Source organism: Geodermatophilus sp. URMC 63, assembly GCF_053502565.1.
In genome coordinates this window covers 995,508-1,021,975 of record NZ_CP199956.1, presented here as the reverse complement: position 1 = coordinate 1,021,975, position 26,468 = coordinate 995,508, and the positions used below count along the sequence as shown (strand labels likewise).

The 26,468-nt window shown below is 74.1% G+C and carries 24 protein-coding genes; 17 read left to right on the top strand and 7 right to left on the bottom strand.

Annotated features, from left to right (window positions below):
- Nucleotides 1-164: 164 nt before the first annotated feature.
- The 5 genes from dnaK to ACWIZO_RS05000 are packed head-to-tail and all read left to right on the top strand — an operon-like array spanning nucleotide 165 to nucleotide 4,986.
- Nucleotides 165-2,036 carry a molecular chaperone DnaK gene (gene dnaK / locus ACWIZO_RS05020; RefSeq protein WP_446757648.1) on the top strand — a complete coding sequence of 624 codons (1,872 nt, stop codon included), beginning with the start codon at nucleotides 165-167 and terminating at the stop codon, nucleotides 2,034-2,036.
- A complete protein-coding gene (gene grpE, locus ACWIZO_RS05015) occupies nucleotides 2,033-2,755 on the top strand; it encodes a nucleotide exchange factor GrpE (protein WP_448641413.1) in 723 nt (240 codons plus the stop codon). The genes dnaK and grpE overlap by 4 nt, the downstream gene beginning before the upstream one ends.
- Nucleotides 2,756-2,798: 43 nt before the next feature.
- Nucleotides 2,799-4,022 carry a molecular chaperone DnaJ gene (dnaJ, locus tag ACWIZO_RS05010; protein ID WP_448641412.1) on the top strand — a complete coding sequence of 408 codons (1,224 nt, stop codon included), beginning with the start codon at nucleotides 2,799-2,801 and terminating at the stop codon, nucleotides 4,020-4,022.
- On the top strand, nucleotides 4,019-4,492 hold the full coding sequence (locus ACWIZO_RS05005; protein WP_448641411.1) for a heat shock protein transcriptional repressor HspR: 474 nt from the start codon (nucleotides 4,019-4,021) through the stop codon (nucleotides 4,490-4,492). The genes dnaJ and ACWIZO_RS05005 overlap by 4 nt, the downstream gene beginning before the upstream one ends.
- Complete coding sequence (locus tag ACWIZO_RS05000) at nucleotides 4,489-4,986, top strand: MarR family winged helix-turn-helix transcriptional regulator (protein WP_448641410.1); 498 nt, start codon at nucleotides 4,489-4,491, stop codon at nucleotides 4,984-4,986. The genes ACWIZO_RS05005 and ACWIZO_RS05000 overlap by 4 nt, the downstream gene beginning before the upstream one ends.
- A gap of 135 nt (nucleotides 4,987-5,121) precedes the next feature.
- Here ACWIZO_RS05000 and ACWIZO_RS04995 read toward each other — a convergent pair whose 3' ends face one another.
- The 5 genes from ACWIZO_RS04995 to ACWIZO_RS04975 all read right to left on the bottom strand — a co-directional run bounded on the left by ACWIZO_RS04995 (nucleotide 5,122) and on the right by ACWIZO_RS04975 (nucleotide 11,492).
- Complete coding sequence (locus tag ACWIZO_RS04995) at nucleotides 5,122-6,927, bottom strand: L-lactate permease (protein ID WP_448641409.1); 1,806 nt, start codon at nucleotides 6,925-6,927, stop codon at nucleotides 5,122-5,124.
- Nucleotides 6,928-7,015: 88 nt separating this feature from the next.
- Nucleotides 7,016-8,362, bottom strand: a complete 1,347-nt coding sequence (gene glcF / locus ACWIZO_RS04990) for a glycolate oxidase subunit GlcF (RefSeq protein WP_448641408.1) — start codon at nucleotides 8,360-8,362, stop codon at nucleotides 7,016-7,018.
- On the bottom strand, nucleotides 8,362-9,633 hold the full coding sequence (locus ACWIZO_RS04985; protein ID WP_448641407.1) for an FAD-binding oxidoreductase: 1,272 nt from the start codon (nucleotides 9,631-9,633) through the stop codon (nucleotides 8,362-8,364). The genes glcF and ACWIZO_RS04985 overlap by 1 nt, the downstream gene beginning before the upstream one ends.
- On the bottom strand, nucleotides 9,633-11,183 hold the full coding sequence (locus ACWIZO_RS04980; protein ID WP_448642921.1) for an FAD-linked oxidase C-terminal domain-containing protein: 1,551 nt from the start codon (nucleotides 11,181-11,183) through the stop codon (nucleotides 9,633-9,635). Before ACWIZO_RS04980 ends, ACWIZO_RS04985 begins: the two co-directional genes overlap by 1 nt.
- A 99-nt stretch (nucleotides 11,184-11,282) precedes the next feature.
- Nucleotides 11,283-11,492, bottom strand: coding sequence for a hypothetical protein (locus tag ACWIZO_RS04975; protein WP_448641406.1), 210 nt, complete (start codon nucleotides 11,490-11,492; stop codon nucleotides 11,283-11,285).
- Between the two features lie 210 nt (nucleotides 11,493-11,702).
- On the opposite strand from ACWIZO_RS04975, the gene ACWIZO_RS04970 reads away from it, so the two are divergent.
- From ACWIZO_RS04970 to ACWIZO_RS04960, 3 genes are all read left to right on the top strand, one after another.
- Nucleotides 11,703-12,488, top strand: a complete 786-nt coding sequence (locus ACWIZO_RS04970) for an IclR family transcriptional regulator (RefSeq protein WP_448641405.1) — start codon at nucleotides 11,703-11,705, stop codon at nucleotides 12,486-12,488.
- A 144-nt stretch (nucleotides 12,489-12,632) separates the two neighbouring features.
- Nucleotides 12,633-13,112, top strand: coding sequence for a MarR family winged helix-turn-helix transcriptional regulator (locus ACWIZO_RS04965; protein ID WP_448641404.1), 480 nt, complete (start codon nucleotides 12,633-12,635; stop codon nucleotides 13,110-13,112).
- A 119-nt stretch (nucleotides 13,113-13,231) separates the two neighbouring features.
- Nucleotides 13,232-14,902 (top strand): MFS transporter, encoded by a 1,671-nt coding sequence (locus ACWIZO_RS04960; RefSeq protein ID WP_448641403.1) that lies wholly within the window; start codon nucleotides 13,232-13,234, stop codon nucleotides 14,900-14,902.
- Nucleotides 14,903-15,038: 136 nt separating this feature from the next.
- On the opposite strand, the gene ACWIZO_RS04955 is transcribed toward ACWIZO_RS04960, so the two are convergent.
- Nucleotides 15,039-15,476, bottom strand: coding sequence for an OsmC family peroxiredoxin (locus ACWIZO_RS04955; RefSeq protein WP_448641402.1), 438 nt, complete (start codon nucleotides 15,474-15,476; stop codon nucleotides 15,039-15,041).
- Between the two features lie 126 nt (nucleotides 15,477-15,602).
- Nucleotides 15,603-16,076 (bottom strand): MarR family winged helix-turn-helix transcriptional regulator, encoded by a 474-nt coding sequence (locus tag ACWIZO_RS04950; protein WP_448641401.1) that lies wholly within the window; start codon nucleotides 16,074-16,076, stop codon nucleotides 15,603-15,605.
- 202 nt (nucleotides 16,077-16,278) lie between these two features.
- On the opposite strand from ACWIZO_RS04950, the gene clpB reads away from it, so the two are divergent.
- The 9 genes from clpB (at nucleotide 16,279) to ACWIZO_RS04905 (ending at nucleotide 26,428) form a co-directional block, all read left to right on the top strand.
- Entirely contained in the window at nucleotides 16,279-18,864 is a 2,586-nt protein-coding gene (clpB, locus tag ACWIZO_RS04945) for an ATP-dependent chaperone ClpB (RefSeq protein WP_448641400.1), read from the top strand.
- Nucleotides 18,865-19,073: 209 nt separating this feature from the next.
- Nucleotides 19,074-19,775, top strand: a complete 702-nt coding sequence (locus ACWIZO_RS04940) for a hypothetical protein (protein ID WP_448641399.1) — start codon at nucleotides 19,074-19,076, stop codon at nucleotides 19,773-19,775.
- Between the two features lie 66 nt (nucleotides 19,776-19,841).
- Nucleotides 19,842-21,518 (top strand): molybdopterin-dependent oxidoreductase, encoded by a 1,677-nt coding sequence (locus ACWIZO_RS04935; RefSeq protein WP_448641398.1) that lies wholly within the window; start codon nucleotides 19,842-19,844, stop codon nucleotides 21,516-21,518.
- A gap of 131 nt (nucleotides 21,519-21,649) precedes the next feature.
- Nucleotides 21,650-22,333 (top strand): fasciclin domain-containing protein, encoded by a 684-nt coding sequence (locus tag ACWIZO_RS04930; protein ID WP_448641397.1) that lies wholly within the window; start codon nucleotides 21,650-21,652, stop codon nucleotides 22,331-22,333.
- Between the two features lie 132 nt (nucleotides 22,334-22,465).
- Complete coding sequence (gene pyrE / locus ACWIZO_RS04925) at nucleotides 22,466-23,068, top strand: orotate phosphoribosyltransferase (RefSeq protein WP_448641396.1); 603 nt, start codon at nucleotides 22,466-22,468, stop codon at nucleotides 23,066-23,068.
- 175 nt (nucleotides 23,069-23,243) lie between these two features.
- Nucleotides 23,244-24,641, top strand: coding sequence for an FAD-binding oxidoreductase (locus tag ACWIZO_RS04920; protein ID WP_448641395.1), 1,398 nt, complete (start codon nucleotides 23,244-23,246; stop codon nucleotides 24,639-24,641).
- A 91-nt stretch (nucleotides 24,642-24,732) separates the two neighbouring features.
- Entirely contained in the window at nucleotides 24,733-25,767 is a 1,035-nt protein-coding gene (fbaA, locus tag ACWIZO_RS04915) for a class II fructose-bisphosphate aldolase (protein WP_448641394.1), read from the top strand.
- A 3-nt stretch (nucleotides 25,768-25,770) separates the two neighbouring features.
- On the top strand, nucleotides 25,771-26,175 hold the full coding sequence (locus ACWIZO_RS04910; RefSeq protein WP_448641393.1) for a DUF3151 domain-containing protein: 405 nt from the start codon (nucleotides 25,771-25,773) through the stop codon (nucleotides 26,173-26,175).
- Nucleotides 26,176-26,281: 106 nt separating this feature from the next.
- A complete protein-coding gene (locus ACWIZO_RS04905) occupies nucleotides 26,282-26,428 on the top strand; it encodes a GPGG-motif small membrane protein (RefSeq protein ID WP_446757625.1) in 147 nt (48 codons plus the stop codon).
- The last annotated feature ends 40 nt before the right edge of the window (nucleotides 26,429-26,468 follow it).

Here is a 26,468-nt window from a genome sequence, read left to right as displayed (position 1 = left end):
GCGGGGCGGGGAACACGGTCGGTGCGTGTGCCGTTAGGCTGGGCAGGAAAGTTGAGCGGACCCGACGCAAGCCGGTGCACGACCGGGCAGCGCGGCCGCGCGACGACCTGCAGACCAGCACAGCACCCACAGCACGCACCCGCACACGGAAGAGAGGCCAGCTCATGGCTCGAGCGGTCGGTATCGACCTCGGCACCACCAACTCCGTCGTCACCGTCCTCGAGGGCGGCGAGCCGACGGTCATCGCCAACTCCGAGGGCTCGCGCACCACGCCCTCGGTCGTCGCCTTCGCCAAGAACGGCGAGGTCCTGGTCGGCCAGTCGGCCAAGAACCAGGCGGTCACCAACGTCGACCGCACCATCCGCTCGGTGAAGCGCCACATGGGCACCGACTGGCGGACCGGCGAGATCGACGGCAAGCGCTACACGCCGCAGGAGATCAGCGCCCGCATCCTGCAGAAGCTCAAGCGGGACGCCGAGACCTACCTGGGCGAGCCGGTGACCGACGCGGTCATCACCGTCCCCGCCTACTTCGAGGACGCGCAGCGCCAGGCCACCAAGGAGGCCGGTGAGATCGCCGGCCTCAACGTCCTGCGCATCGTCAACGAGCCCACCGCCGCCGCCCTGGCCTACGGCCTGGACAAGGGCGAGACCGAGCAGACGATCCTCGTCTTCGACCTCGGTGGTGGCACCTTCGACGTCTCCCTGCTCGAGATCGGCGAGGGCGTCATCGAGGTGAAGGCCACCGCCGGTGACAACCACCTCGGTGGTGACGACTGGGACGAGCGCGTCGTCAAGCACCTGGTGCAGACGTTCAACGCGCAGACCGGCATCGACCTGTCGAAGGACAAGCTGGCCATGCAGCGGCTCCGCGAGGCCGCCGAGAAGGCCAAGATCGAGCTGTCGGGCGCGCAGTCGACCAACGTCAACCTGCCCTACATCACCGCCGGTGCCGAGGGCCCGCTGCACCTCGACGTCACGATCACCCGTGCGGAGTTCCAGCGGCTGACCCAGGACCTGCTCGAGCGCACCCGCGCGCCGTTCAACCAGGTCGTCCGGGACGCCGGCATCTCCATCGGCCAGATCGACCACGTCGTCCTGGTGGGTGGTTCCACCCGCATGCCGGCCGTGACCGACCTGGTCCGCGAGCTGACCGGCGGCAAGGAGCCCAACAAGGGCGTCAACCCCGACGAGGTCGTCGCCGTGGGTGCCGCGCTGCAGGCCGGTGTGCTCCGCGGTGAGGTCAAGGACGTCCTGCTGCTCGACGTCACCCCGCTGTCCCTGGGCATCGAGACCAAGGGCGGGATCATGACCAAGCTCATCGAGCGCAACACCACGATCCCGACCAAGCGCAGCGAGATCTTCACGACGGCCGACGACAACCAGCCCTCCGTGCAGATCCAGGTCTTCCAGGGCGAGCGCGAGATGGCGGCCTACAACAAGAAGCTCGGCATGTTCGAGCTGACCGGGCTGCCGCCGGCCCCGCGCGGCGTGCCGCAGATCGAGGTCGGCTTCGACATCGACGCCAACGGCATCGTGCACGTCACCGCCAAGGACCTCGGCACGGGCAAGGAGCAGTCGATGACCATCACCGGCGGCTCCGCGCTCCCGAAGGACGACATCGAGCGGATGATGAAGGACGCCGAGGCCCACGCGGAGGAGGACAAGCGCCGCCGCGAGGAGGCCGAGACCCGCAACCTGGCCGAGTCGCTGCAGTACCAGACCGAGAAGTTCCTCGCGGAGAACGGCGAGCGGATCCCGGCCGACAAGAAGGAGGAGCTCGGCGAGGCCCTCACCGAGCTGCGCTCGGCCCTCGGCGGCTCCGACATCGCCGCGATCAAGTCGGCGCAGGAGAAGGTCGCCCGCGTCTCGCAGGAGGTCGGCGGGGCGCTCTACGCCCAGCAGGCCGAGGCCGGCGCGGCCGGCACCGGTGACGGCGCGACGGGTGCGCCGGGTGGGGCGGGCGCGTCGGCGTCCTCGGCCGACGAGGACGTCGTCGACGCCGAGATCGTCGACGAGGACAGCGACCGCCGATGAGCCAGGGGGACGAGCAGCCGCGGGTCGTGATCCGTGACAAGCGGCGGATCGACCCCGTCAGCGGCGCGGTGCGGGCGCCGGCCGGCCAGCAGCCGACCGGCGCCCCGCCGGGCCCGTCCACAGCCGACCCGTCGCCAGGGGAGCAGATGAGCGAGAACGAGACCGTCGCCGGCCCGGAGGTCGTCCTGCCGGTGGCAGCGGGCGAGGACCTGTCCCGCCAGCTGGCCGAGCGCACCGAGGACCTGCAGCGGGTCACCGCCGAGTACGCGAACTACCGCCGGCGGGTCGACCGCGACCGCACCGTCGTCGTCGACCAGGCGGCCGAGCGGTTCGCCACGCAGCTGTTCCCGATCGTCGACGACATCGAGCGGGCCCGGGACCACGGTGACCTCACCGGCGCCTTCAAGGTCGTGGCCGACCGCGTCCTGGGGCTGCTCGACGGCCTCGGCGTCGAGGCCTTCGGCGTCGCGGGGGACCCGTTCGACCCGGCGCTGCACGAGGCCGTCCTCCACGACACGTCCGACCAGGTGAGCGTGCCGACGGCGACGACGGTCCTGCGGCAGGGTTTCCGCCGCGGCGACCGCGTCCTGCGCACGGCGATGGTCGCCGTCAGCGAGCCCGCCGGTGGCGCCGTCGTCGCCGGCGAGCCGGTGACCGGGCAGACCGTCGAGGACGCGACCGGCAGCGGTGCGCCGGGGGAGACCCCGGCCGCCGGCTGACCGGCCGCGCACGCACCACGGACGCGAAGAGAGGAGGCGCCCGATGAGCACTCGGGACTTCATCGAGAAGGACTACTACGCCGCACTGGGCGTCTCCCAGAGCGCGGACGCCGCGGAGATCAAGAAGGCCTACCGCAAGCTGGCCCGCGACCTGCACCCGGACAAGAACCCGGGCAACGCCGACGCCGAGGCCCGCTTCAAGGAGGTCTCCGAGGCCTACGACGTCCTCGCCGACCCCAAGCGGCGCAGCGAGTACGACGAGGCCCGGCGGCTGTTCGGCAGCGGCGGCGCGGGTGCGCGGGCGGGGTTCCCCGGCGGCTTCCCCGGCACCGGCGGCGGTGGCCAGCCCTTCGACCTCGGTGACCTCTTCGGCGCCGCGGGCGGCCGGGGCGGCGCCGGCGGCGGGCTGGGAGACATCTTCGGCAACCTCTTCGGCGGCGGCGGCGGCGGCGCCGGGGGCGCGGCGCCCGGCTCGACCCGCGCGCGGCAGCAGGCGGCGTCCGGCCCGGCCCGCGGCCAGGACGTCGAGACCGAGGCGACGCTCTCCTTCGAGGAGGCCGTCCTCGGCGTGACCGTGCCGCTGCGCATGCAGAGCCCGGGCACCTGCCCGACCTGTGCCGGCAGCGGCGCGCGCCCCGGTACCTCGCCGCACACCTGCGAGGTCTGCGGCGGCGCCGGCGTCACCAGCCGCAGCCAGGGCGCGTTCGCCTTCTCCGAGCCCTGCCGCAACTGCCGGGGCAGCGGCTCGGTGGTCGACGACCCGTGCCCGACCTGCGCGGGCAACGGCGTGACCACCCAGACCCGCACCATCACCGTGCGGATCCCCGCCGGCGTCAAGGATGGCCAGCGCATCCGGCTGGCCGGCAAGGGCGCGCCCGGACGGCGGGGCGGCCCGGCCGGTGACCTGTTCGTCGTCGTGCACGTCAGCGACCACGAGCTGTTCGGCCGCCGGGGCGACGACCTCACCCTCACCGTGCCGATCACCTTCCCCGAGGCCGTCCTCGGGACGACGCTGACCGTGCCCACGCTGGAGGCGCCGGTGACGCTCAAGGTGCCCGCCGGCACCGCCAGCGGGCGCACGCTGCGGGTCCGCGGCCGGGGCGTCCCGGGCCGCGGCCGCTCCGGGGACCTGCTGGTGACCGTCGAGGTCTCCGTGCCACAGCGGCTCTCCGCGGAGGCCGAGCGGGCGGTGAAGACGCTCGACGCCGAGCTCGGCGACCCGCGGCCGCAGATCACCGCGGCCGTCGAGAAGGGGAGCACCCGGTGAGCGCGCCGGGCGCCGACGGCCGGGAGCGGCGGGACGCCACCCGCGCCGTCGCCGACGACGCCCCCGTCTTCGTCATCTCCGTGGCCGCCGAGCTCGCCGGCATGCACGCCCAGACGCTGCGGCAGTACGACCGACTCGGCCTGGTGACCCCGGGCCGCACCCCCGGCGGCGGACGGCGCTACAGCCCGCGCGACGTCGCCCTGCTCCGGGAGGTGCAGCGCCTCTCGCAGGAGGACGGCGTCAACCTGGCCGGCATCAAGCGGATCATCGACCTGGAGTCGCGGGTCGAGGCCCTGCAGCAGCGCGTGCACGAGCTGCTCGGAGAGCTCGAGGACTCCGAGCACCGGCGGATCGCGGCGGAGTCGGCCCTGCGCAGCGGCTTCGGGTCCCCGTTGCGCCGGGCCGACCTCGTGCCGGTGCGCCCGCCCAGCTCGGCGCTGGTCGTGTGGCGCCCGCGGGAGAGCCGGTGAGCGCCGTGACCGACCCGCAGCGCCCCGGCGCCCCCGGGTCCGACCCGCACGGGTCCTTCGTGCGGCTGGAGCGCGAGATCGGCCTGCTGCTGCGCCGCTCCCGGGCGATCTCGGCCCGGCTGGCCCGCGAGCTGCACCCCGATCTCGACGGCGCGGCCTACGGGCTGCTGGCCCTGCTGCAGGACGCCGGCCCGCTGCGCGCCAGCGACCTGGTCGCCCGCCTGGGCCTGGACAAGAGCACCGTCAGCCGCCAGGTGGCCTCGCTGGTCGACCTCGGGATGGTGACCCGCGCGCCCGACCCCGCCGACGGGCGGGCGCAGGTGCTCACCACCTCGGCCGAGGGGGCGGCGCGGCTGGCCCGCATCCGCGAGGCGCGGCGCGCCCGCTGGGAGGCCGACCTCTCCGGCTGGCCGGCCGACGACGTCGCCACGCTGGGCGAGCTGCTGGCCCGACTCAACCGGCTCGGCGAGGCCCGGGAGGCCGAGAGCAGCTGAGGGCTCACGTTCCTCCCGCTGACGCACGAGACAGACGACGGCGCCCCCGTACCGGATCGGTACGGGGGCGCCGTCGTCACCGGCCCCTCTGCAGGGTCCCGCCGCGAGCTCGCGGGTGGGGGGCAGAGGGGTCCCTCATTGCCCCGGGACCATCCAGCCGAGCACCGGTGAGGCCTGCAGCACCACGATGAGGCACATCAGCAGCAGGAGCAGCATGCTCCAGCCGAAGACCTTCCGGAACAGCTCGCCTTCCTTGCCGGCCATGCCGACGGCGGCCGCCGCGATCGCCAGGTTCTGCGGGCTGACCATCTTGCCCATGACGCCACCGGAGGAGTTGGCCGCGGCCAGCAGCACCGGGTCCAGGCCGGCACCCGTGGCGGTCTGCACCTGCAGTGCGCCGAAGAGCGCGTTGGCGGAGGTGTCCGACCCGGTGACCGCCACCCCGATCCAGCCCAGGATGGGCGAGAGGAAGGCGAAGAAGCCCCCGGTCTCGGCCAGGGCGCGGCCGAGGTGGCCGGTCATCCCCGACTGGTTGAGGACGTAGGCCAGGGCGAGCACCGCCATGACGGTGACGATGGCCCACTTGAGCTCCCGGTAGGTGTCGACGTAGGCCTTCAGTCCGCGCCCAGGAGAGATCCGCAGGACCAGCATGGTGAGCAGCCCGGCGATGATCATCAGCGTGCCGGCGGCGGGCAGCCAGTTGAAGGTGAACGTCGTCGACGCCAGCTCCTCGGTCGAGCCGGCCGCGAACACGTTCAGCCCGGGCCAGGGGAAGGTCGTCGTCCACGGGGCCTGGGCCAGCGCCGACTTCACCGGGCCGAGGTTGGCCAGGGCGAAGATCACGATGACGATCCCGTACGGGGCGTAGGCCTTGGCGACCTCCGCCGGGGTGTCGGGCAGGAGCGGAGCGTCCTCGGCACCGGACGCCGGGGCGTGCGGGTCGCGCGCGGTCTGGCGCCCCGGGGCGTCGCCGAGCTCCTCGCCGGCGGTGGCGCCGACCCCGGCACGCCCACGGCGACCGGACCCTGCGGCGACGGTGCCCGCACCGCCGGCCGCGTCGGCCCCGGTCCCGGCGCGGGACAGGGAGGCCGCGGTGACCGGCTCGTAGCTGGCCTTGCGCATGCGCACCACGGCGACCACGGCGGCCGCGGACACCAGCGCGGCGATGATGTCGGTGAGCGGCACCGAGATGTAGTTGGCGGCGAGGAACTGGGCGACGCCGAAGGCGACGCCCGCGACCAGGGCCTCCAGCCAGGTGTCCTTGATGCCCCGCCTGCCGTCGACGACCAGCACCAGCACCAGCGGCACGATCGCGGCCAGGATGGGTGTCTGCCGGCCGGCCATGGCGCCCAGGGTGTCGACGGTCAGCCGCGCGTCGTCACTCACGCCGGAGGTCACGGTGGCGAGGGTGACGATGGGGGTGGCCAGGGCGCCGAAGGCGACCGGGGCGGTGTTCGCGATCAACGCCACGGCCGCCGCCTTCATCGGCTGGAAGCCGAGGGCCATCAGCATGGAGACGGTGATCGCGACCGGGGTCCCGAAGCCGGCGAGGGCCTCCAGCAGCGCACCGAAGCAGAAGGCGACGATGATCGCCTGGATCCGCAGGTCGGGGCTGACGTTCCCGAACGAGCGCCGCAGCACGTCGAAGTGCCCGGTGGCGACGGTGAGGTTGTAGACCCAGATCGCGTTGATGACGACCCACAGGATCGGGAAGAACCCGAACGCCGCGCCCTCGGTCGCGGACAGGGCGGCCTGCCCGACCGGCATGCGGAATGCGAGGATGGCCAGGACCAGCGCGACGGCCAGCGAGATGAGGCCCGCCAGCCAGGCCTTGACCTTGAGCGCACCGAGGAGCACGAACAGGGTCAGCAGCGGTACCGCTGCCACCAGGGCGCTCAGTGCGAGTGACCCACCGACGGGGTCGACGACCTGCTCGAACAACGGGGCTCCTTCCCTCGACGGTGAGGGGGTGTGGCTGTGTGGGAGTGGTGCGGCGGTGCAGGTGGGGCAGGGGAAGTGAGGGAGGCGCTCAGGTCCCGACGCCGAGGGAGGACACGGGCAGGCCGCGGATCGAGGCGTCGAGGACCTCGACGGTGTGCGCCATCCCGATGTCGGCGCCGCGGCGCTGCAGCGAGGAGGCCACCTGCATGAGGCAGCCGGGGTTCGCCGTCACCAGCAGGGACGCGCCGGTCGAGACGATGTTGGCGGCCTTGCGGTCACCGAGCTCGCGGGCCGGCTCGGGGTTGAGCACGTTCCAGATGCCGGCCGAGCCGCAGCAGATCGCCGCCTCGGGGATCTCCCGCAGCTGCAGGCCCGGGATCTCCTGCAGCAGCGCCCGCGGCTGGGCCCGCACGCCCTGGGCGTGCGCCAGGTGGCAGGCGTCGTGGTAGGCGACGGTCACCTCCAGCGGGTGCCGCTCGGCGACCGTGCCGAGCTCGGCGAGGATCTCCGAGACGTCGCGCACCTTGTCGGTGAACGCCCGCGCCCGCTCGGCGTAGGCCGGGTCGTCGGCGAGCAGGTCGGCGTACTCCTTCATGCTCGAGCCGCAGCCGGCCGCGTTGACCACGACCCAGTCCACGCCGGCGCTCTCGAAGGCCTCGACCGTGCGGCGGGCGAAGCGCTTGGCCTCGTCGTCGCGGCCGTTGTGCACCGACAGCGCCCCGCAGCAGCCCTGCGACCGGGGCACGATGACGTCGCAGCCCTCGGCGGCCAGCACCCGCACGGTGGCGGCGTTGACACCGGGGAAGAACTCCCCCTGCACGCAGCCGGTGAGCAGCCCGACGACGGCGCGCCGGGTGCCGGTGGCCGGCGTCCGGGCGGGGATCGGCTCCCGCTTCTCCAGCGGCGGGGCCAGGCTCTCCATCACCGCCAGCTTCGGCGCCAGCCGCTCGAGCAGGCCGCTGCGGCGGATCACCTTCGGCAGGCCGCTGCGCTGGTAGAGCCGCAGCGGGCCGCGCAGCGCGCGCAGTCGCCGCTTGTAGGGGAACAGCGCGAAGATGGCGTTGCGCAGCGCGCGGTCCCCCGGCGAGCGGTCGTGGTTGCGCTCGACCTGCGCCCGCGTGGCCTCGATGAGCTTGTCGTACTGCACGCCCGACGGGCACGCGGTCACGCAGGCCATGCAGCCCAGGCACGCGTCGAAGTGCTGCACCATCGAGTCGGTCATCGGCTCGCCCTCGAGCCCGGACTTCATCAGGTAGATGCGCCCGCGCGGGGAGTCCATCTCCTCGCCCCACAGCGTGTACGTGGGGCAGGTGGTCAGGCAGAACCCGCAGTGCACGCAGTCGCTGATCAGCTCCGACGACGGCGGGTGGTGCTCGTCGAAGGCACCGCGTCCCGGCATGCCCAGCTGCACCGGCCGTTCCGGCGTCGTCGTCATCAGATCCCTCCCACGAACCGGCCGGGTGCCAGGCGGCGCTCCGGGTCGAACCGTTCCTTCACCCGGCGCATGAGGTCCAGCGCCGGGATCGGGCCCCAGGTGTCCACCGCGGCGGCCACCTCGGGTGCGGCATCGAGGACGACGAGCGCCCCGCCCGCCGCGGTGCACTCCGCGCGCAGCCGCTCGACCACCGTGGCGACCGCGGCCGGATCGGCGCCGGCCGGCAGGGCGCCGTGGAGCACCCCGGCTCCGCCGGACCCGCGCAGGTCCAGCGCCAGTCCGGCGTCGGCGGCGGCCGAGCGGGCGGTGTCGAGCACGCGGGCCAGCCCGGAGAGGGCGAAAGTCGCCTTGAGCGCCGTGGGCCGCCCCTCGACCCCCTGCCAGGGGTGGGCGGCCCAGTCCCCGGGCACCTCGGTGGTGTCGGTGGCGGCGTCGCCGAGCAGCTGCCGGGTCGTCGCCGTGCGGCCCTCGACGCCGGCCTCGATGCCCTCGAGCAGCACCGAGACGGTTCCGGTACCGCCCGAGCGCCACGCGACCTCGACCGCGGAGGGCACGACCTGGGCCTGCAGCACGGCCTGGACGAGGCGCTGGGCCTCCTCCGGCCGCTCGAACGGCGCGGACACGACACGGCGGGCGGCCGGGAGGGGGTGCAGCCGGAAGACCGCCTCCGTGACGACGGCGAGCGTGCCGAACGAGCCGATGACCAGCTTGCCCAGGTCGTAGCCGGCCACGTTCTTCACCACGCGGCCGCCGGCCTTGGCCACGACGCCGTCGGCCCGGACGACGGTGACGCCGATCAGCAGGTCGCGCGCGGTGCCGAAGGCCACCCGGCCGGGGCCGCTGGTGTTGGCCGCCAGCGTGCCGCCGACGCTGGCGCCGGGGACGGTCTCGTCTAGCGCCAGGCGCTGGCCGGCCCCGCCGACGGTCCGCTGCACCTCGGCCAGCAGCGTCCCGGCCTGCGTCTCGACGATGAGGTCGCCGGCGGCGTGGTCGAGGACGGCGTCCATCCGGCCCAGGTCGACGACGAGGTCGGCGCGCTCCGGCGGCCGGCCCCAGGTCAGCTTGGTGCCGCGGCCGCGGGGGACGACCGCCAGCCGGTGCGCCGCGGCGGCCCGCAGCACCTCGGCGACCTCCGGGGTGGAGCCCGGCCGGGCCACCAGGGCGGGCGCCACGCCGTCGACGGCGTCGGCGGGGCCGGCGTCGGCGACCTCCCCGCAGGCCGAGGACAGCGCGGTGCGCGCGGCGGCCAGGTCGACGTCGAGGGTGGTCATCAGAACGCCGTCGCCTTGCCGGCGGCCACCAGCGGGTGCGGGGCGCCCTTCTTCCTCCCGGGCACCTCGCCGCACAGCCGCGGGGTGGGGAAGACCTTGCCCGGGTTGGCGACGCCGTCGGGGTCGAAGGCGCAACGGACCAGCTGCATGGTGTCGAGGTCGTCGTCGCTGAACATCTTGGGCATGTAGGCGGCCTTGTCGATGCCGACGCCGTGCTCGCCGGTGATGGACCCGCCGTGGGAGATGCAGAGGTCCAGGATCGCGCCGCTGACCTCCTCGGCCGCCTCGGCGGCGCCCTCGATCGCGTCGTCGAAGAGCACCAGCGGGTGCAGGTTGCCGTCGCCGGCATGGAAGACGTTGGCCACCCGGACGCCGGAGGACTCCGAGAGCTCGGCGATCGACCGCAGCACCCCGGGCAGCGCCGTCCGCGGGATGACGCCGTCCTGGACGATGTAGTCCGGGCTGATCCGGCCCACCGCGGCGAACGCGGACTTGCGGCCCTTCCAGATCAGCGCCCGGTCCGCGGGGTCGGTGGCCACCCGCATCGCGAAGGCCCCGCTGTCCTGGCAGATGCGCTCGACCTCGGCGAACTCGTGCTCGACCTCGACCGCGGCGCCGTCGAGCTCGATGACCAGCACCGCGCCGGCGCCGGCCGGGTAGTCGCAGTGCGTGGCGGCCTCGGCGGCCTCGATGGCCAGGGCGTCCATCATCTCGATGGCCGCCGGGACGATGCCGGCGCTGATGATCGCCGAGGTGGCCGCGCCGGCATCGTCGGTGGAGGCGAAGCCGGCGAGCACCGTGCGCACCTCCTGCGGGAGGCGGGTGAGCTTGACGATGGTCTTCGTGGCGATGCCGAGGGTGCCCTCGGACCCGACGACCGCGCCGAGCAGGTCGTAGCCGGGGGCGTCGGGTGCCATCCCGCCGAGCTCGACGACCTCGCCCTGCGGCGTCACGAACTCCGCGCCGAGCACGTGGTTGGTGGTGAAGCCGTACTTGAGGCAGTGCGCCCCGCCGGAGTTCTCGGCCAGGTTGCCGCCGATCGAGCAGATCTGCTGGCTGCTCGGGTCGGGCGCGTAGTAGTAGCCCTTCGGGGTCGCGGCGTGCGTGACGTCGAGGTTGATGACGCCGGGGTCGACGACCGCCCGCTGGTCGGCCGGGCGGATCTCGTGGATGGTCCGCATCCGCGAGGTGACGACGAGGACGCCGTCGGCTCGGGGGAGGGCGCCGCCGGACAGGCCGGTGCCCGATCCCCGGGCGACGAACGGCACGCCGTGCTCGGAGCAGGCCCGCACGACGGCGGCCATCTGCTCGGTGGTCTCGGGCAGGACCACCAGCGCCGGGGTCACGCGGTAGTGCGCCAGCCCGTCGCACTCGTAGGTGCGCAACCGGATGTGGTCGCTGATCACCGTGTCCGGCGGCAGCGCCGCCTCGACCGCGCGGGTCACCGCGGCCATGGCCTCGGGGTTGCTGCCGGCCTCACCGGTGGCGCTGGTCGCCTCCGGTGGGACCGGCCCCTCGACCGGTCCCGCCGTCGTCTCCGTGCCGTGCATGCCGCTCACGTGCCGGCCTCCGTCCGCGTCGCTGCGTCGGTGTCAGTGGGGTCAGTGTCCGTCAGGTCGGTACCGGGCGCGTGCCGTCCGCCGCGCCGGTCAGGGCATCCGCTCGTGCGCGGGCAGGACGGGGGAGCCCGGGCGATCGTCGGCAGGCGCCGGCTCGGTGACCGGCTCCGGCCGGTGCCCGCCCGGCTCGCGGTGCAGCAGCGCGACCGGCTCGAGCGCGTCCGGCGCCGGGACCTCCCCGTACCGGCCGCCCGTGGGGCCGGGGACCTCGGGACCTGCGACGTCCGCGCTGCTGGTCATCGTCCTCCCCGTCGTCGTGGTCGGTCATCGTGCCGCTGTCGGGCCCGCTCAGCGAATCGAGATCGACCGCCGACAGGCGTTCCGCATCGTGGAAGGTGCTGTCTACAGTCCGGAAATCGGTCCGGAAGGTAGTGCGCCCGGTCGCCGGGGGTCAAGGCGGGGTGGTCGGGAGGGATCCCGGACGGCGGACGGCCTCGGGGAGGAGGGGCGGTGGCGACCGACAGGACGGGCGCGGGCGGCGCGGCGGAGGGTGTGCAGTCCCTGGAGCGCGCGTTCGTGCTCCTCGAGCTGATGGCCGACGCCGGGGGCGAGGTCGCCATCAGCCGGCTGGCCGCCGACAGCGGTCTGGCGCTGTCGACCATCCACCGGTTGGTCCGCACGCTCGTGGCCCGGGGCTACGTGCGGCAGGTGCCGTCCCGGCGCTACGTCCTCGGTCCGCGGCTGATCCGCCTGGGGGAGAGCTCCTCGCGGATGCTGGCCACCTGGGCCCAGCCGCACCTGTCCCGGCTGGTCGATGACATCGGCGAGACGGCCAACCTGGCCATGCTCGACGGCGACCGGGTCGTCTACGTCGCCCAGGTCCCCTCGCGCCACTCGATGCGGATGTTCACCGAGGTGGGCCGTCGGGTCCACCTGCACTGCACCGGCGTCGGCAAGGTCCTCCTGGCCCAGCTGCCCGCCGAGCAGGCGCGACAGCTGCTGGTGCAGGCCGGCATGCCGGTGCGCACCGAGCGCACGGTGACCGACCCCGACGAGCTCCTCGCCGCGCTGCCGGCCATCGCCGAGCGGGGCTACGCCGTCGACGACGGCGAGCAGGAGGCCGGGGTCCGCTGTGTCGCGGTCCCGGTGCCGGGCGGCTCCTCGGCCGGGGCCATGTCGGTGTCGGGTCCCGCGGGCCGGCTGAGCATGGACGCGGTGTCACGGGTCGTGCCGCTCCTGCAGTCGGCCGCTGCCGCGCTGGCCGCCGAGCTCCGGGAGGACGGCGGCCCGGTCTGAGTAGCCGGGGTGCCGCCCGGGACCCCCGGGGCGCCTGAGGTGCCTGGGACGTGAGCCACGGGACACACACAGGAAGTTGTCTGCGGCAACCAACTGGATGTATGGTTGCAGTCTGCAAACACCTCCTCGTCCCGTGAGGACCCCATGCCTCTCTCTCCCGGCACGCGCGACCGTCTCGTCGCCGGCATCGCCCATGTGATCCGCACCGGCCGGCACGTCTCCACGCGGGCCGCCGAGTCCGGCTACGGCGGGCTGCCCCCCTCCGGCTGGGCGCTGCTCCTCCCGCTGGAGCGCGAGGGGGAGCAGCGGTGCAGCGCGCTGGCCGCGCAGACCGGCGTCGACGTCTCCGTCGTCAGCCGGCAGGTGTCCGCTCTGGAGCGGCAGGGGTACCTCGAGCGGCGCCCGGACCCGCACGACGGGCGGGCCAGCCTCATCCAGCTCTCCGAGGCCGGTGCCGCCGCCCTCGCCCGCACGCGCGCCGTGCGCTCCGAGTGGGCCGCCGCCGCCCTCGCCGACTGGGACGAGGAGGACGGCCGGCGGCTCGGCGACCTGCTGGAGCGGCTGGCCGCCGACCTCGACCGCGCCGCACCGCCGGCCCGCCAGCCCCTCGGAGCCGTCTCGTGAGCCGGCCCCACCCGTCCGCGCCCCCGTCCGCGCCCCCGTCCGCGCCCCCGTCCGCGCCGTCGTCGCCGCTGCCGCCGTCGCTGTCGTCCACGACCCACCGCGAACCACCCAGGAGCACCGTGACCACCACCCGTGAACCCGACGCCCGAGCCGGCGCCGCCCCGGCTCCGCAGCTCTCGGTCGAGCCCCGGCCCTCGGTCGAGCCCCAGGCGCCGGTGGAGCAGCAGGGCCGCATGAGCCACCGCCAGATCCTCGAGGCGCTCTCGGGGATGTTGCTGGCGATGTTCGTGGCGTTCCTGTCCTCGACCGTCGTCTCCAACGCCCTGCCGACGATCATCACCGACCTGCGCGGCAGCCAGAGCCAGTACACCTGGGTGGTCACCGCCACCCTGCTGGCCTCGACGGCGTCGACGCCCATCTGGGGCAAGCTGGCCGACCTGTTCAGCAAGAAGCTGCTCATCCAGCTGGCGATCGTCGTCTTCATCGTCGGCTCGATGCTGGCCGGCCTGTCCCAGTCGGTCGGCACGCTGATCGGCTGGCGCGTCCTGCAGGGCCTGGGCCTCGGTGGCCTGCAGGCGCTGGTGCAGATCGCGATGGCGGCGATGATCAGCCCGCGCGAGCGCGGCCGGTACTCCGGCCTGCTCGGCAGCGTCATGGCCGTGGCCACGGTCGGCGGCCCGCTGCTCGGCGGCCTGCTGGTCGACACCAGCTGGCTGGGCTGGCGCTGGTGCTTCTACGTCGGCGTGCCCTTCGCCGCCGTGGCGCTGGTCCTGCTGCAGCGCACCCTGCACCTGCCGGTCACCAAGCGGCGGGTCCGCATCGACTACCTCGGCGCGGCCTTCCTGACCACCGGCGTCTCCGCGCTGCTCATCTGGGTCACCCTGGCCGGCGACCAGTTCGCCTGGGCCTCGCTGGAGACGGCGCTGTTCCTGACCGGCGGCGCGCTGGCGATCGCCGCGTTCGTCGTCACCGAGCTGCGCGCGGCCGAGCCGATCGTCCCGCTGCGGCTGTTCCGCGACCGGACGACGACGCTGGCCATCGTCGCCAGCGTCGCGATCGGTGTCGCGATGTTCGGCTCGACGGTCTTCCTCGGCCAGTACCTGCAGATCTCGCGCGGCTACTCGCCGACGGCGGCCGGCCTGCTCACCATCCCGATGGTCGGCGGGCTGCTGGTCTCCTCGACCGTCTCCGGCATCCTCATCACCCGGTACGGCCGGTGGAAGCGCTTCCTCGTGGCCGGCTCGGTCCTGGTCGTCGCGGGCTTCGGGCTGCTGTCGACCATCGACCACGAGACCGACATGGTCCTGCTCGGCGTCTTCCTGTTCGTGCTGGGCGTGGGCATCGGCATGACCATGCAGAACCTCGTGCTCGCGGTGCAGAACACGGTCGCGGCCACCGACCTGGGCGCGGCCAGCTCGGCGGTCGCCTTCTTCCGCAGCCTCGGCGGCACGATCGGCGTCTCGGTGCTCGGCGCGGTGCTCAGCGCCCGGGTCGGCACCCTCATCACCGCCGGCCTGCCGCCGGAGGCCGCGGCCGCGACCGGCGGGGGCAGCGTCGGCCTGGCCGACCTCGCCGACGCCCCGGCGCCCATCCAGGAGCTCATCCGCGTCTCCTACGGCGACGCGACCGGGCGGATCTTCCTGGTCTCCGCGGTGATCGCCGTGGTCGCCGTCCTCGCCATCCTGCTCATCCGCGAGATCGCACTGCGGACCGAGAGCGGCGAGGAGCGGCTGCAGCGGGAGTCCGAGCCGGCCCTGGCCGACGACGCGGCGGTCGGCACCCGGCGCTGAGCGAGGACCCTCGCCCCGCGAGGGCCCGAGAACGCACGACGGCCCGCTCCCCCTGAGGGGAGCGGGCCGTCGTCGTGGTGGCCGCCCTGCAGGGGCCCGCCGCGAGCGTGCGAGTGGCGGGGGGCAGGGTGGTCCTTCAGTCGAGCGCGGCGTCCAGGGAGATGTCGACGCCGGTCAGCGCCTTGCTCACCGGGCAGCCGGCCTTGGCCTCCTGCGCGGCCTTCTCGAAGCCCGCGGCGTCGAGGCCCTCGACCTCGCCGCGCACCGTCAGCTGGATGCCGGTGAGCCGGAAGCCGCCGGCGGGGTCGGGGCCCAGCGAGACGTCGGCCTTGACCTCGAGGGACTGCGGAGTGCCGCCGGCCTGGGCGATGTTGGCCGACAGCTGCATGGCGTAGCACGCGGAGTGGGCCGCGGCGACGAGCTCCTCGGGGCTGGTCGTGCCGCCGGCGTCGTCAGCGGCGCGCTTCGGGAAGCTGACCTCGTAGGTGCCGACCTCGGAGCTGCTCAGCTCGACCTGGCCCGACCCCTGCTCGAGGGTGCCGTTCCAGGCGGTGCGTGCGGTGCGGGTGGGCATGGGACTGCTGCCTTCCGGTCGGGGTGCCGGCGTGTCTCACCGGCAGGACCCCGCGCCCGTACCCGGATGGGTTGTACGCAACCCATCCATCCCGCCCCCGCCGCGCGCCGTCCGGCGCTGAGCGGGTCAGCCGTGGCGCGGCGCCTCGCTGACCCGCTGCGTCAGCACGTGCAGGGTCTGCTTGAGGTCGGCGAAGTCCTCGATGCCGAGCTGCAGGGCGCAGATCATGTCCTGCGAGATGGCGAAGGCCCGGTCGCGCAGCGCGCGCCCCTCGTCGGTCAGGGCGATGGCGACCGAGCGCTCGTCCTCCACCCGGCGGTGCCGGGTCACCAGGCCCGCGGTGGTCAGGCGCTTGAGCAGGGGGGACAGGGTCCCGCTGTCCAGCGCGAGCCGCTGGCCGAGCTGGCCGACGGTCTGCTGGTCCTCCTCCCAGAGCAGCATCATCACGAGGTACTGCGGATAGGTGAGGCCCAGCTCCTCGAGCATCGGCCGGTAGCGCGCGGTCATCGCACGCGAGGCCGCGTACAGGGCGAAGCAGAGCTGGTCGTCGAGCGCCACGCTCGGGGCGGGGAGCTGTGACTCCTCGCGTGTCGTCGTCATGCCCGCGAGTGTAGGAGCAACCCTGTGGTGCGGCATGCAGTTGTGAGTGTGTCAATCCCTCCGGGGCAACCCCCTACTGCCCCCTGTGTGAGACCGGGTTGAGCGGAACAGACTCAACTCCTGGGTCGTTGCAGCCCACGACAGCGACCACGGCCGGGGACACCCGGCCACCCGTGCGACGAGAGGACCAGCCACACCGACCATGGAGAGCAAGCTCACCACCCGTTCCCAGGAGGCGTTCGCCGCCGCCCAGCGCCTGGCCGTCGAGCGAGGGCAGGCGGCGCTCGAGCCCCTGCACCTGCTGGTCTCGCTGCTGCAGCAGACCGACGGGATCGCCGGCCCCCTGCTGACCGCCACCGGGGCCGACCCGGCCGAGGTCCGCGCCAAGGCCGAGGCGGCGCTGCGGCGCATGCCCAGCGTGAGCGGCGCCACCGTCGCCGCGCCGTCGCCGTCGCGCGAACTGCTGCGCGTGGTCAACGCCGCCGGCGAGCAGGCCAGTGCGCTCGGCGACGAGTACGTCTCGACCGAGCACCTGCTGGTCGGCCTGGCCGGCTCCGAGGGCGAGGCCGGTGCGGTGCTCACCAGTGCCGGCGCCACCCGCGACGCGCTGCTCGCCGCCTTCCGCACCGTCCGCGGCAACCGCAAGGTCACCACCGCCGACCCGGAGAGCACCTTCCAGGCGCTGGAGAAGTACGCCGTCGACCTCACCGGGCGCGCCCGCGAGGGGAAGATCGACCCGGTCATCGGCCGGGACACCGAGATCCGGCGGGTCGTGCAGGTGCTCTCCCGGCGCACGAAGAACAACCCCGTGCTCATCGGGGAGCCCGGCGTCGGCAAGACGGCGATCGTCGAGGGCCTGGCCCAGCGGATCGTGGCCGGCGACGTCCCCGAGAGCCTCAAGGGCAAGCGGCTCATGGCCCTGGACCTCTCCGCCATGGTGGCCGGCGCGAAGTACCGCGGTGAGTTCGAGGAGCGGCTCAAGGCCGTCCTCCAGGAGATCACCGAGGCCGAGGGCCAGGTGATCACCTTCATCGACGAGCTGCACACGATCGTGGGCGCCGGTGCCACCGGCGACTCGGCCATGGACGCCGGCAACATGATCAAGCCGATGCTCGCCCGCGGTGAGCTGCGGATGGTCGGCGCCACGACGCTCGACGAGTACCGCGAGCACATCGAGAAGGACCCCGCGCTGGAGCGCCGCTTCCAGCAGGTCTTCGTCGGCGAGCCCTCGGTCGAGGACACCATTGGCATCCTGCGCGGCCTCAAGGAGCGCTACGAGGTCCACCACGGTGTGCGGATCACCGACGCCGCGATCGTCGCCGCCGCCACCCTGTCCGACCGCTACGTCACGGCCCGGTTCCTGCCGGACAAGGCGATCGACCTGGTCGACGAGGCCGCCAGCCGGCTGCGGATGGAGATCGACAGCCGGCCGGTCGAGGTCGACGAGGTCGAGCGCGCCGTCCGCCGCATGGAGATCGAGGAGATGGCCCTGGCCAAGGAGGACGACCCGTCCTCGATGGAGCGGCTGGCGGCGCTGCGCAGCGACCTCGCCGATCGGCGCCAGGAGCTCGACGAGCTGACCGCGCGCTGGCAGCAGGACAAGTCGGCGATCGAGCGGATCCAGCGGATCAAGGAGGAGCTCGAGTCGGCGCGCACCGAGGCCGAGCGCGCCGAGCGCGACGGCGACCTCGCCCGGGCCGCGGAGCTGCGCTACGGCCGGCTGCCCGAGCTGCAGCGCTCCCTGGCCGCGGCCGAGGACTCGGTGCAGACCGGTGAGTCGATGCTCAAGGAGGAGGTCGGCCCCGACGACATCGCCGAGGTCGTCCAGGCCTGGACCGGCATCCCCGCCGGCCGGCTCCTCGAGGGCGAGACGGCGAAGCTGCTGCGGATGGAGGACGAGCTCGCCCGGCGGGTCGTCGGCCAGCCCGACGCCGTCCGCGCCGTCGCCGACGCCGTCCGCCGGGCACGGTCGGGCATCTCCGATCCCGACCGGCCCACCGGGTCGTTCCTCTTCCTCGGCCCGACCGGCGTCGGCAAGACCGAGCTGGCCAAGGCGCTGGCGGAGTTCCTCTTCGACGACGAGCGGGCGATGGTCCGCATCGACATGAGCGAGTACTCCGAGAAGCACTCGGTGGCCCGCCTGGTCGGTGCCCCTCCGGGCTACGTCGGCTACGAGGCCGGCGGCCAGCTCACCGAGGCGGTCCGGCGGCGGCCCTACACCGTCGTCCTGCTCGACGAGGTGGAGAAGGCCCACCCCGACGTCTTCGACGTGCTGCTGCAGGTCCTCGACGACGGCCGGCTCACCGACGGGCAGGGGCGCACGGTCGACTTCCGGAACACGATCCTGATCCTGACGTCGAACCTCGGCTCGCAGCTGATCGCCGACCAGTCGCTGCCCGAGGAGGCGCGGCGCGCCGCGGTGATGGACGTCGTCCGGTCGCACTTCAAGCCGGAGTTCCTCAACCGCCTCGACGACGTCGTGGTGTTCCGGGCGCTGGGCAGCGAGGAGCTGACCGGGATCGTCGACATCCAGGTCGGCGTGCTCGCCCGCCGGCTGGCCGCCCGCCGGCTGACGCTGACGGTCACCGACGCCGCGCGCGAGTGGCTGGCGATCAACGGCTTCGACCCGGTCTACGGCGCCCGTCCGCTGCGCCGGCTGGTGCAGTCGGCGATCGGTGACCCGCTGGCCCGCGCGCTGCTGGCCGGGGAGATCCGGGACGGCGACGAGGTCGTCGTCGACGCGCCCGAGGACCTCGCCGAGGAGGGCCTGACCGTCCGCCGCGGCTGATCGGGCTCCCCACTCCCGCGCCGCTCGGGACGGGGCCCTGCAGGAGGGCCGTTCCGGTCGCTCACCGGGCCCCGCCGTCCCACCCGGGACGGCGGGGCCCGTGCGCGTCGCCATCGATCCGGTCTCGATCCGCTCCCGGTCCTGGTCGGGGCCTCACCGGCCGGGTCACCATCGCGCCAGGTACCCGACCGGCGAGCGAGGAGCGAGCGATGACGTCAGGCCACGGTGGTCCGGACCCCCAGCAGGGGTGGCAGCCGCCGCAGGACCAGCCGGGCCGCCACGACCCGCCGCCGCAGGGCTGGCAGGGCCCTCCGCCGCCGCAGGGCTGGCAGGACCAGCCGGGCCGCCAGGACCCGCCGCCGCAGGGCTGGCAGGGCCCGCCGCCGTACGGCTGGGCCGCCGCTCCGCCGGCGCCCGGCCCGGGCCTCGCGCCGGAGGCCCCCGAGCGGCCGACGACGGTGCGCGTGGGGATCGGGGCCTTCCTCGCCACGCTGATCCTGGGCGTCATCTCCTCCCTCGTGCAGTTCTCGGACGTCGACGGCCTGGTCGCGCAGGCCGTGGCGCTCGCCGACGACCCGGCCCTCACCGAGGACGTCGTCCGTGCCGGGGTCGTCGTCGGTGCGGTGATCGGGCTGCTGCTGGTCGTCCTCCAGGCGCTGTTCATCTGGTTCGCCTGGAAGGGGCGCAACTGGGCCCGCACCGTGCTGCTGGTGCTCGGCGGGCTCAGCGTGCTGTTCGGCCTCAGCGCCCTGAGCGGTGCCGGCAGCGGCGTCGCCGGCTCGGGGTTCCTCGACTCGCTGTCGGTCTTCTCCACCCTCATCACGCTCGTGGGGGTCGTCGCGCTGGCGCTGCGGCCCTCGAGCGAGTGGTACCGCGCGATGACCGCACGCCGGCAGGCCGGGCTGCGCTGACACCTCGTCATCCAACCGTTACCGCGAGATCTGAACCCGGAGGGCGGCTGGTCCCGAAGACCCGTCGTGACCACCACCGAGCAGGCCCCGGCCTCGGCGACCGGGCCGGACGTCGCGGCCCCCCGCGGGCGCCGTCCGCTCGCCGCCGCGGCCGGGCTGCTGTCGGCCGGCGTCGCGCTGGGTGTCGCCGAACTCGCGGCCGGTCTGGTCGGCCCGGCGTCCTCGCCGGTCGTGGCGGTGGGCGACACGGTCATCACGCTGGTCCCCGAGCCGGTCGAGCAGTTCGCCATCGCGACGTTCGGCGCGAACGACAAGATCGCCCTCATCGTCGGGACCCTGGTCCTCGTCGCCCTGTACGCGGTGCTCGTCGGCCTGGTCGCGCTGCGCTCCCGCCGCCTCGGCGTCGCCGGCACCGCGCTGTTCGGCCTGATCGGCGCCCTCGCCGCGGTCACGCGGCCCGCGGGCGGCCTGCCCGACGCGCTGCCGTCGGTCGTCGGCGCGCTCGCCGGCACCCTGGCCCTGCTGCCGCTGGTGCGGCCCCTCACGCTGCCCGCCCCCGCTCCGGCCGGCGCACCCCCGGCCGTGGACGACGCCGGCCGGCACGCCGACGAGGCGGTCCTCGACCGCCTGCGCGGCGCCCTGGCCATGGCCGACCGCAAGGGCAGCGGCATGGACCGCCGCCGCTTCTTCCTGACCGGCGGGATCGCCCTCGGCGCGGCGGCGGTGACCGGCGGCGGTGGCCGGCTGCTCCAGCGGCGCTTCGACGTCAGCGGCGCCCGCGGGGACCTCACCCTGCCGGCCCCGGCGTCACCGGCGGCGGCCCTGCCGCCCGGCGCCGACCTCGCCGAGCAGGTCGAGGGCCTGACCCCGCTGTTCACCCCGAACCGCGACTTCTACCGGGTCGACACCGCGATCACCGTCCCGCAGATCCGGCCGTCGGAGTACACGCTGACCCTGCGCGGGATGTTCAACTCGCCCCGCACCTACACGCTGGCCGACCTCTTCGACCGCGACGACGTCGTCGAGCGCGACATCACGCTCACCTGCGTCTCCAACGAGGTCGGCGGCACCCTGGCCAGCACCGCCCGCTGGACCGGCATCCCACTGGGCGCCCTCCTCCGGGAGAACGGCATCCAGTCCCGCTCCGACCAGCTGGTGTGCCGATCGCAGGACGGCATGACGATCGGCGCCTCCACCCGCGCGGCCCTCGAGGTCGAGGACGCGATGGTCGCTTTCGGCCAGAACGGCGAGCCGCTGCCCGTCGAGCACGGCTTCCCGGTGCGGATGCTCATCCCGGGCCTCTACGGCTACGTCTCGGCCTGCAAGTGGATGACCGAGATCGAGGCCTCGACCTACGACGCCTTCGACGTCTACTGGACCGCGCGCGACTGGGCGCGGCAGGCGCCGGTCAAGCTCTTCTCCCGGATCGACACCCCGGCCCCGCTGCGCCGCTTCCCGGCCGGCCGCCGGCCGATCGCCGGCGTGGCCTGGGCGCAGACCCGCGGGATCGCCCGGGTCGAGGTCCGCGTCGACGCGGGGGAGTGGCAGGAGGCGCAGCTGTCCCCCCAGGTCGACGCCGACCTCTGGCGCCAGTGGGTGCTGCCCTTCGACTTCGCCCCCGGCTCCTACCAGCTCACCGTCCGCGCCACCGCGGCCGACGGCGAGGTGCAGACCGCGGAGCGCGCCGCCCCCTTCCCCGACGGGGCCAGCGGCCTGCAGTCCATCCGGGTGATCGCGACGTAGCGGTCACGCCCGGCTCCGGCCGGGCGACCGCCCGGACCCCTCCAGACCCGTCTCGGCCCCTGGCCGCAGACGCCTCTCCCGACCCTCCCCGGGCCGGGGGAGACCCCGCAACGACGACCGAGGAGCACCCCGTGAAGAACACCCTGACCCGCGGCATCCTGCTGGCCTCCGCCTCGACCCTCGCGGTCACCCTGAGCGCCTGCGGCTCGACCGACAGCGGCTCGACCGACAGCTCGGCCTCGTCGGACACCAGCAGCTCGGCGGCCAGCAGCTCGGCCGACGACAGCATGGCATCGAGCAGCAGCAGCGCCACGCCGGCCAGCGACGAGCCCTTCGGTGCAGGCTGCGCCGACGTCCCGGCCGACGGTGAGGGCTCCTTCACCGGCATGACCGACGACCCGGTCGCCACCGCCGCCAGCAACAACCCGGTGCTGTCCACGCTGGTCCAGGCCGTCATGCAGGCCAACCTGGTCGACGCCCTGAACAGCACCCAGGACATCACGGTCATCGCCCCGGCCAACCCCGCCTTCGAGGCGATCCCGGCCGACCAGCTGCAGGCGGTGCTCGCGGACAACGCCCAGCTGACCGCGATCCTCACCCACCACGTCATCGAGGGCCGCCTGAGCCCCGACCAGCTCGCCGGCACCCACACCACCCTCGCCGGCGACCAGGTGACCATCGAGGGCTCGGGGGAGGACTTCACCGTGGCCCGGACCGTGACCGGCACCCCGGCCTCGGTCGTCTGCGGCAACGTCCAGACGGCGAACGCCACCGTCTACATCGTCGACCAGGTCCTGGCCCCCGCCACCGCCTGACGAAGGACCCCCTTGCCCCCCACTGCTCGCGAGCTCGCAGCGGGGCCCTGCAAGGGGGCCGCAGGGCGGCACCAGCACCGGCCCGGCTCCCACGGGGGGAGCCGGGCCGGTGGCCTGCGTAGGGTCGGCCGCATGCCGACGGAACCCGTTCCCGCCCGCTCCCCGTCGCCCGGGGCGGGCCCCTGGAACGGGACCGCCCGGCCCGACCGCGACCGCCTGCTCGAGCTGATCGTCGACCTCGCCGTCGTGCACGGGAGGGTGACGCTGTCCTCCGGGCAGGAGGCCGACTGGTACATCGACATGCGCCGGCTGACGCTGCACCACGAGGGCGCGCCGCTGGTCGGCCGGGTGATGCGCCAGCTCACCGGCGACCTGCGCTACGACGTCGTCGGCGGGCTCACCCTGGGCGCCGACCCCGTCGCGGCGGCGATGCTGCACGCCGCGGCCGACGGTGAGGGCTTCCTCGACGCCTGCGTCGTCCGCAAGGCCGGCAAGGCGCACGGCCTGCAGCGCCGCATCGAGGGCCCCGACGTCGCCGGGCGGGCGGTGCTCGTCGTCGACGACGTCTCCACCACCGGCAGCAGCCCCCTGGCCGCCGTGGAGGCCCTGCAGGAGGCCGGCGCGGAGGTGCTCGGGGTCGCCGTGATCGTCGACCGCGGTGGGCGGGCCGCCGTCGAGGCCGCGGGCCTGGAGTACCGCGCCGCCTACGACCTCGCCGACCTCGGCCTGGCCTGACCCCGTCGGTGGTCGTCCCTCGGCGATGACCCCCCGGCGATGACCCCCCGGGCGGTGATCCCCGGCGATGATCAGGTGACCTGATCGTGCAGCGTCCTCCCTCACGTTCCACCGTCGGGTAGGACGCTCGGTGATCAGGTCACCTGATCATCGCGGCCGGGCCTACCGTGGGACGGTGACCGCACTCACCACCGCCTGGGTCGACGAGCTCACCGCCGCGCTCGGCGCGGACAGCGTCCGCACCGACCCCGACGTCACCGCCGCCTACGCCCGCGACCAGGCCGTCCTGGCCGACGCCGGCACCCCGGCCGCGGTGGTCTTCCCCCGCGACACCGCCGACGTCGTCGCGGTCGTGGAGCTGGCCGGCCGGCACGGGATCCCGGTCGTGCCGCGCGGCGCCGGGTCGGGACTGGTGGGCGCGAGCAACGCCGTCGACGGCGGGATCACCATGGTGATGACCCGCATGGACGCCGTCCTGGAGGTGTCGGCGGCCGACCGGCTCGCCGTCGTCCAGCCCGGCGTGGTCAACAAGACGCTGCGCGACGCCGTCGCCGCGGAGGGGCTGTTCTACCCACCGGACCCGGCCAGCTACGACTGGTGCACCCTCGGCGGCAACCTGGCCATGAACTCCGGCGGCCTGTGCTGCGTGAAGTACGGCGTCACCACCGACTACGTGCTCGGCCTGGAGGTCGTGCTCGCCGACGGGCGGGTGCTGCGCACCGGACGCCGCACCGTCAAGGGCGTCGCCGGCTACGACCTCACCCGGCTGTTCGTCGGCTCGGAGGGCACCCTCGGCGTCATCACCGAGGCGACCCTGGCGCTGCGGCCGGCCCCGGCCGACGACCCGGTCACCCTCGTCGCCACCTTCGCCACCAGCGCGCAGACCGGCCAGGTGGTCGAGTCGGTGGTCACCAGCGGCGTGGTGCCCAGCATGCTCGAGGTGATGGACCGCACCTGCATCCGCGCGGTCGACGACCTGCTCCGCGCCGACCTCGACCGCGACGCGCAGGCCCTGTTGGTCGCCCGCTCCGACGCCGGGGGAGCGGCGGGCCTGGCCGAGATCGCCGAGCTGACCCGGCTGTGCGAGGCGGCCGGGGCCGACCTCGTGCACTCCACCCCCGATCCCGCCGAGGGCGACCTGCTGCTCACCGCCCGGCGGATGGCGCTGCCGGCGCTCGAGCGGCTGGGCAACGTGCTGCTCGACGACGTCGCCGTGCCCCGCTCCCGGGTGGCCACCTTCATTGACGGCTGCGACGCGATCTCGACGCAGTCCGACCTGGTCATCGGCGTCATGGGGCACGCCGGCGACGGCAACATGCACCCGACGATCGTCTTCGACGCGGGTGACGACGAGCAGCGCGCGCGGGCGGTGGCCGCGTTCGACGCGATCCTCGAGCTGGGGCTCTCCCTCGGCGGCACGATCACCGGCGAGCACGGCGTCGGCACGCTCAAGGCCGAGTGGCTGGAGCGCGAGGCCGGGCCGGTGTCCCTGGACGTGCAGCGCTCGATCAAACAGGCCCTCGACCCCGCCGGCCTGCTCAACCCCGGGAAGGTGCTCCGCCGCCGCGGCTGAGGCTCCGTCCGGGGCAGCGCCCGCTGTCGGCGCCACCCCGGCAGGTGGGATGCTGACCGGCGACCAGCGCCGATCGACGAGGAGAGCCCGCATGCCCATCGCGACCCCCGAGGTCTACGCCGACATGATCAGCCGGGCGAAGGAGAGCGGCTTCGCCTACCCGGCCATCAACTGCACCTCGTCGGAGACGGTCAACGCGGCGCTGCGCGGGTTCGCCGATGCCGGCAGCGACGGGATCATCCAGTTCTCCACCGGCGGCGCCGAGTTCGGCTCGGGCACCCGGGTCAAGGACATGGTCACCGGCGCCGTCGCGCTGGCCGAGTTCGCCCACGTCGTCGCCGAGAAGTACCCGGTCAACGTGGCGCTGCACACCGACCACTGCCCCAAGGACAAGCTCGACGCCTACGTCCGCCCGCTGATCGCCCTGTCGAAGGACCGGGTCGACGCCGGCCAGGCACCGCTGTTCCAGTCGCACATGTGGGACGGCTCGGCCATCGACCTCGACGAGAACCTGCAGATCGCCGAGGAGCTGATCGGGAAGTGCGCGGCCGCCAAGATCGTCCTCGAGCTGGAGATCGGGGTCGTCGGCGGTGAGGAGGACGGCGTCAGCCACGACATCAACGACAAGCTCTACACCGCGCCCGGCGACTTCGTGGCCACGGCGAAGACCCTCGGCCTGGGTGAGAAGGGCGTCTACCTGCTCGCCGCGACCTTCGGCAACGTGCACGGCGTCTACAAGCCGGGCAACGTCAAGCTGCGCCCGGAGATCCTGCAGCAGGGCCAGGAGGTCGTCGCCTCCGAGCTCGGGCTGGGGGAGGGCGCCAAGCCGTTCAACTTCGTCTTCCACGGCGGCTCGGGCTCCGCGCAGGAGGAGATCCGCGAGGCGCTGTCCTACGGCGTCGTGAAGATGAACGTCGACACCGACACCCAGTACGCCTTCACCCGGCCCATCGCCGGGCACATGTTCTCCAACTACGACGGCGTCCTGAAGGTCGACGGCGACGTCGGCAACAAGAAGACCTACGACCCGCGCACCTACATGAAGCTCGCCGAGACCGGCATGGCCGCGCGCGTCGTCGAGGCCTGCGAGGACCTGCTGTCGGCCGGCCAGTCGCAGGGCGCCTGACCCGTGACGCACTCGCACAACCTGCTCGGCGAGCCGCCGGCCACGCTGCTGCCCGGCGACCCGGAGGCGGAGGCCGCGCTGGCCGCCGGCACCGACCCCGCCGAGGTCGCCGCCGCCCACCCGCGGGCCAGCGCCGCCTGGGCGGCGCTGGCCGAGGCGGCCGTCGAGGGCGGGCGCACCATCGAGGCCTACGCCTACGCCCGCACGGGCTACCACCGCGGTCTCGACGCGCTGCGCAGGAACGGCTGGAAGGGCTACGGCCCGGTGCCGTGGTCGCACGAGCCCAACCGCGGCTTCCTGCGCTGCGTCACCGTCCTGGCCCGCGCCGCGGAGGCGATCGGCGAGGTGGACGAGCAGGAGCGCTGCACCCAGCTGCTCCGCGACTGCGACCCGAGCCTCGCGGCCTGACACGGGCCCGTGCACTCCCACGTGGTGCACGGGTGGTGGACCGTGCCTGGTCAGGGCCACACTCCGTGTTCCCGGGCGTCCGCCCGGCTCTCACCGGAGGTGGCACGTGGCAACACTGCTCTGGATCCTCGCCGTCGTCCTGGTCGTCGCCGGGATCCTCGCGATCGTGCGTCGGCAACTGCTCTGGGGGATCGTGCTGATCATCGTCGGGCTGCTCGTCGGTCCCGGCGGCGTCAGCCTGTTCACCAGGTGACCCCGGCCGGCGCTGGGTGCCCGCACGGACCCGGCGCCGG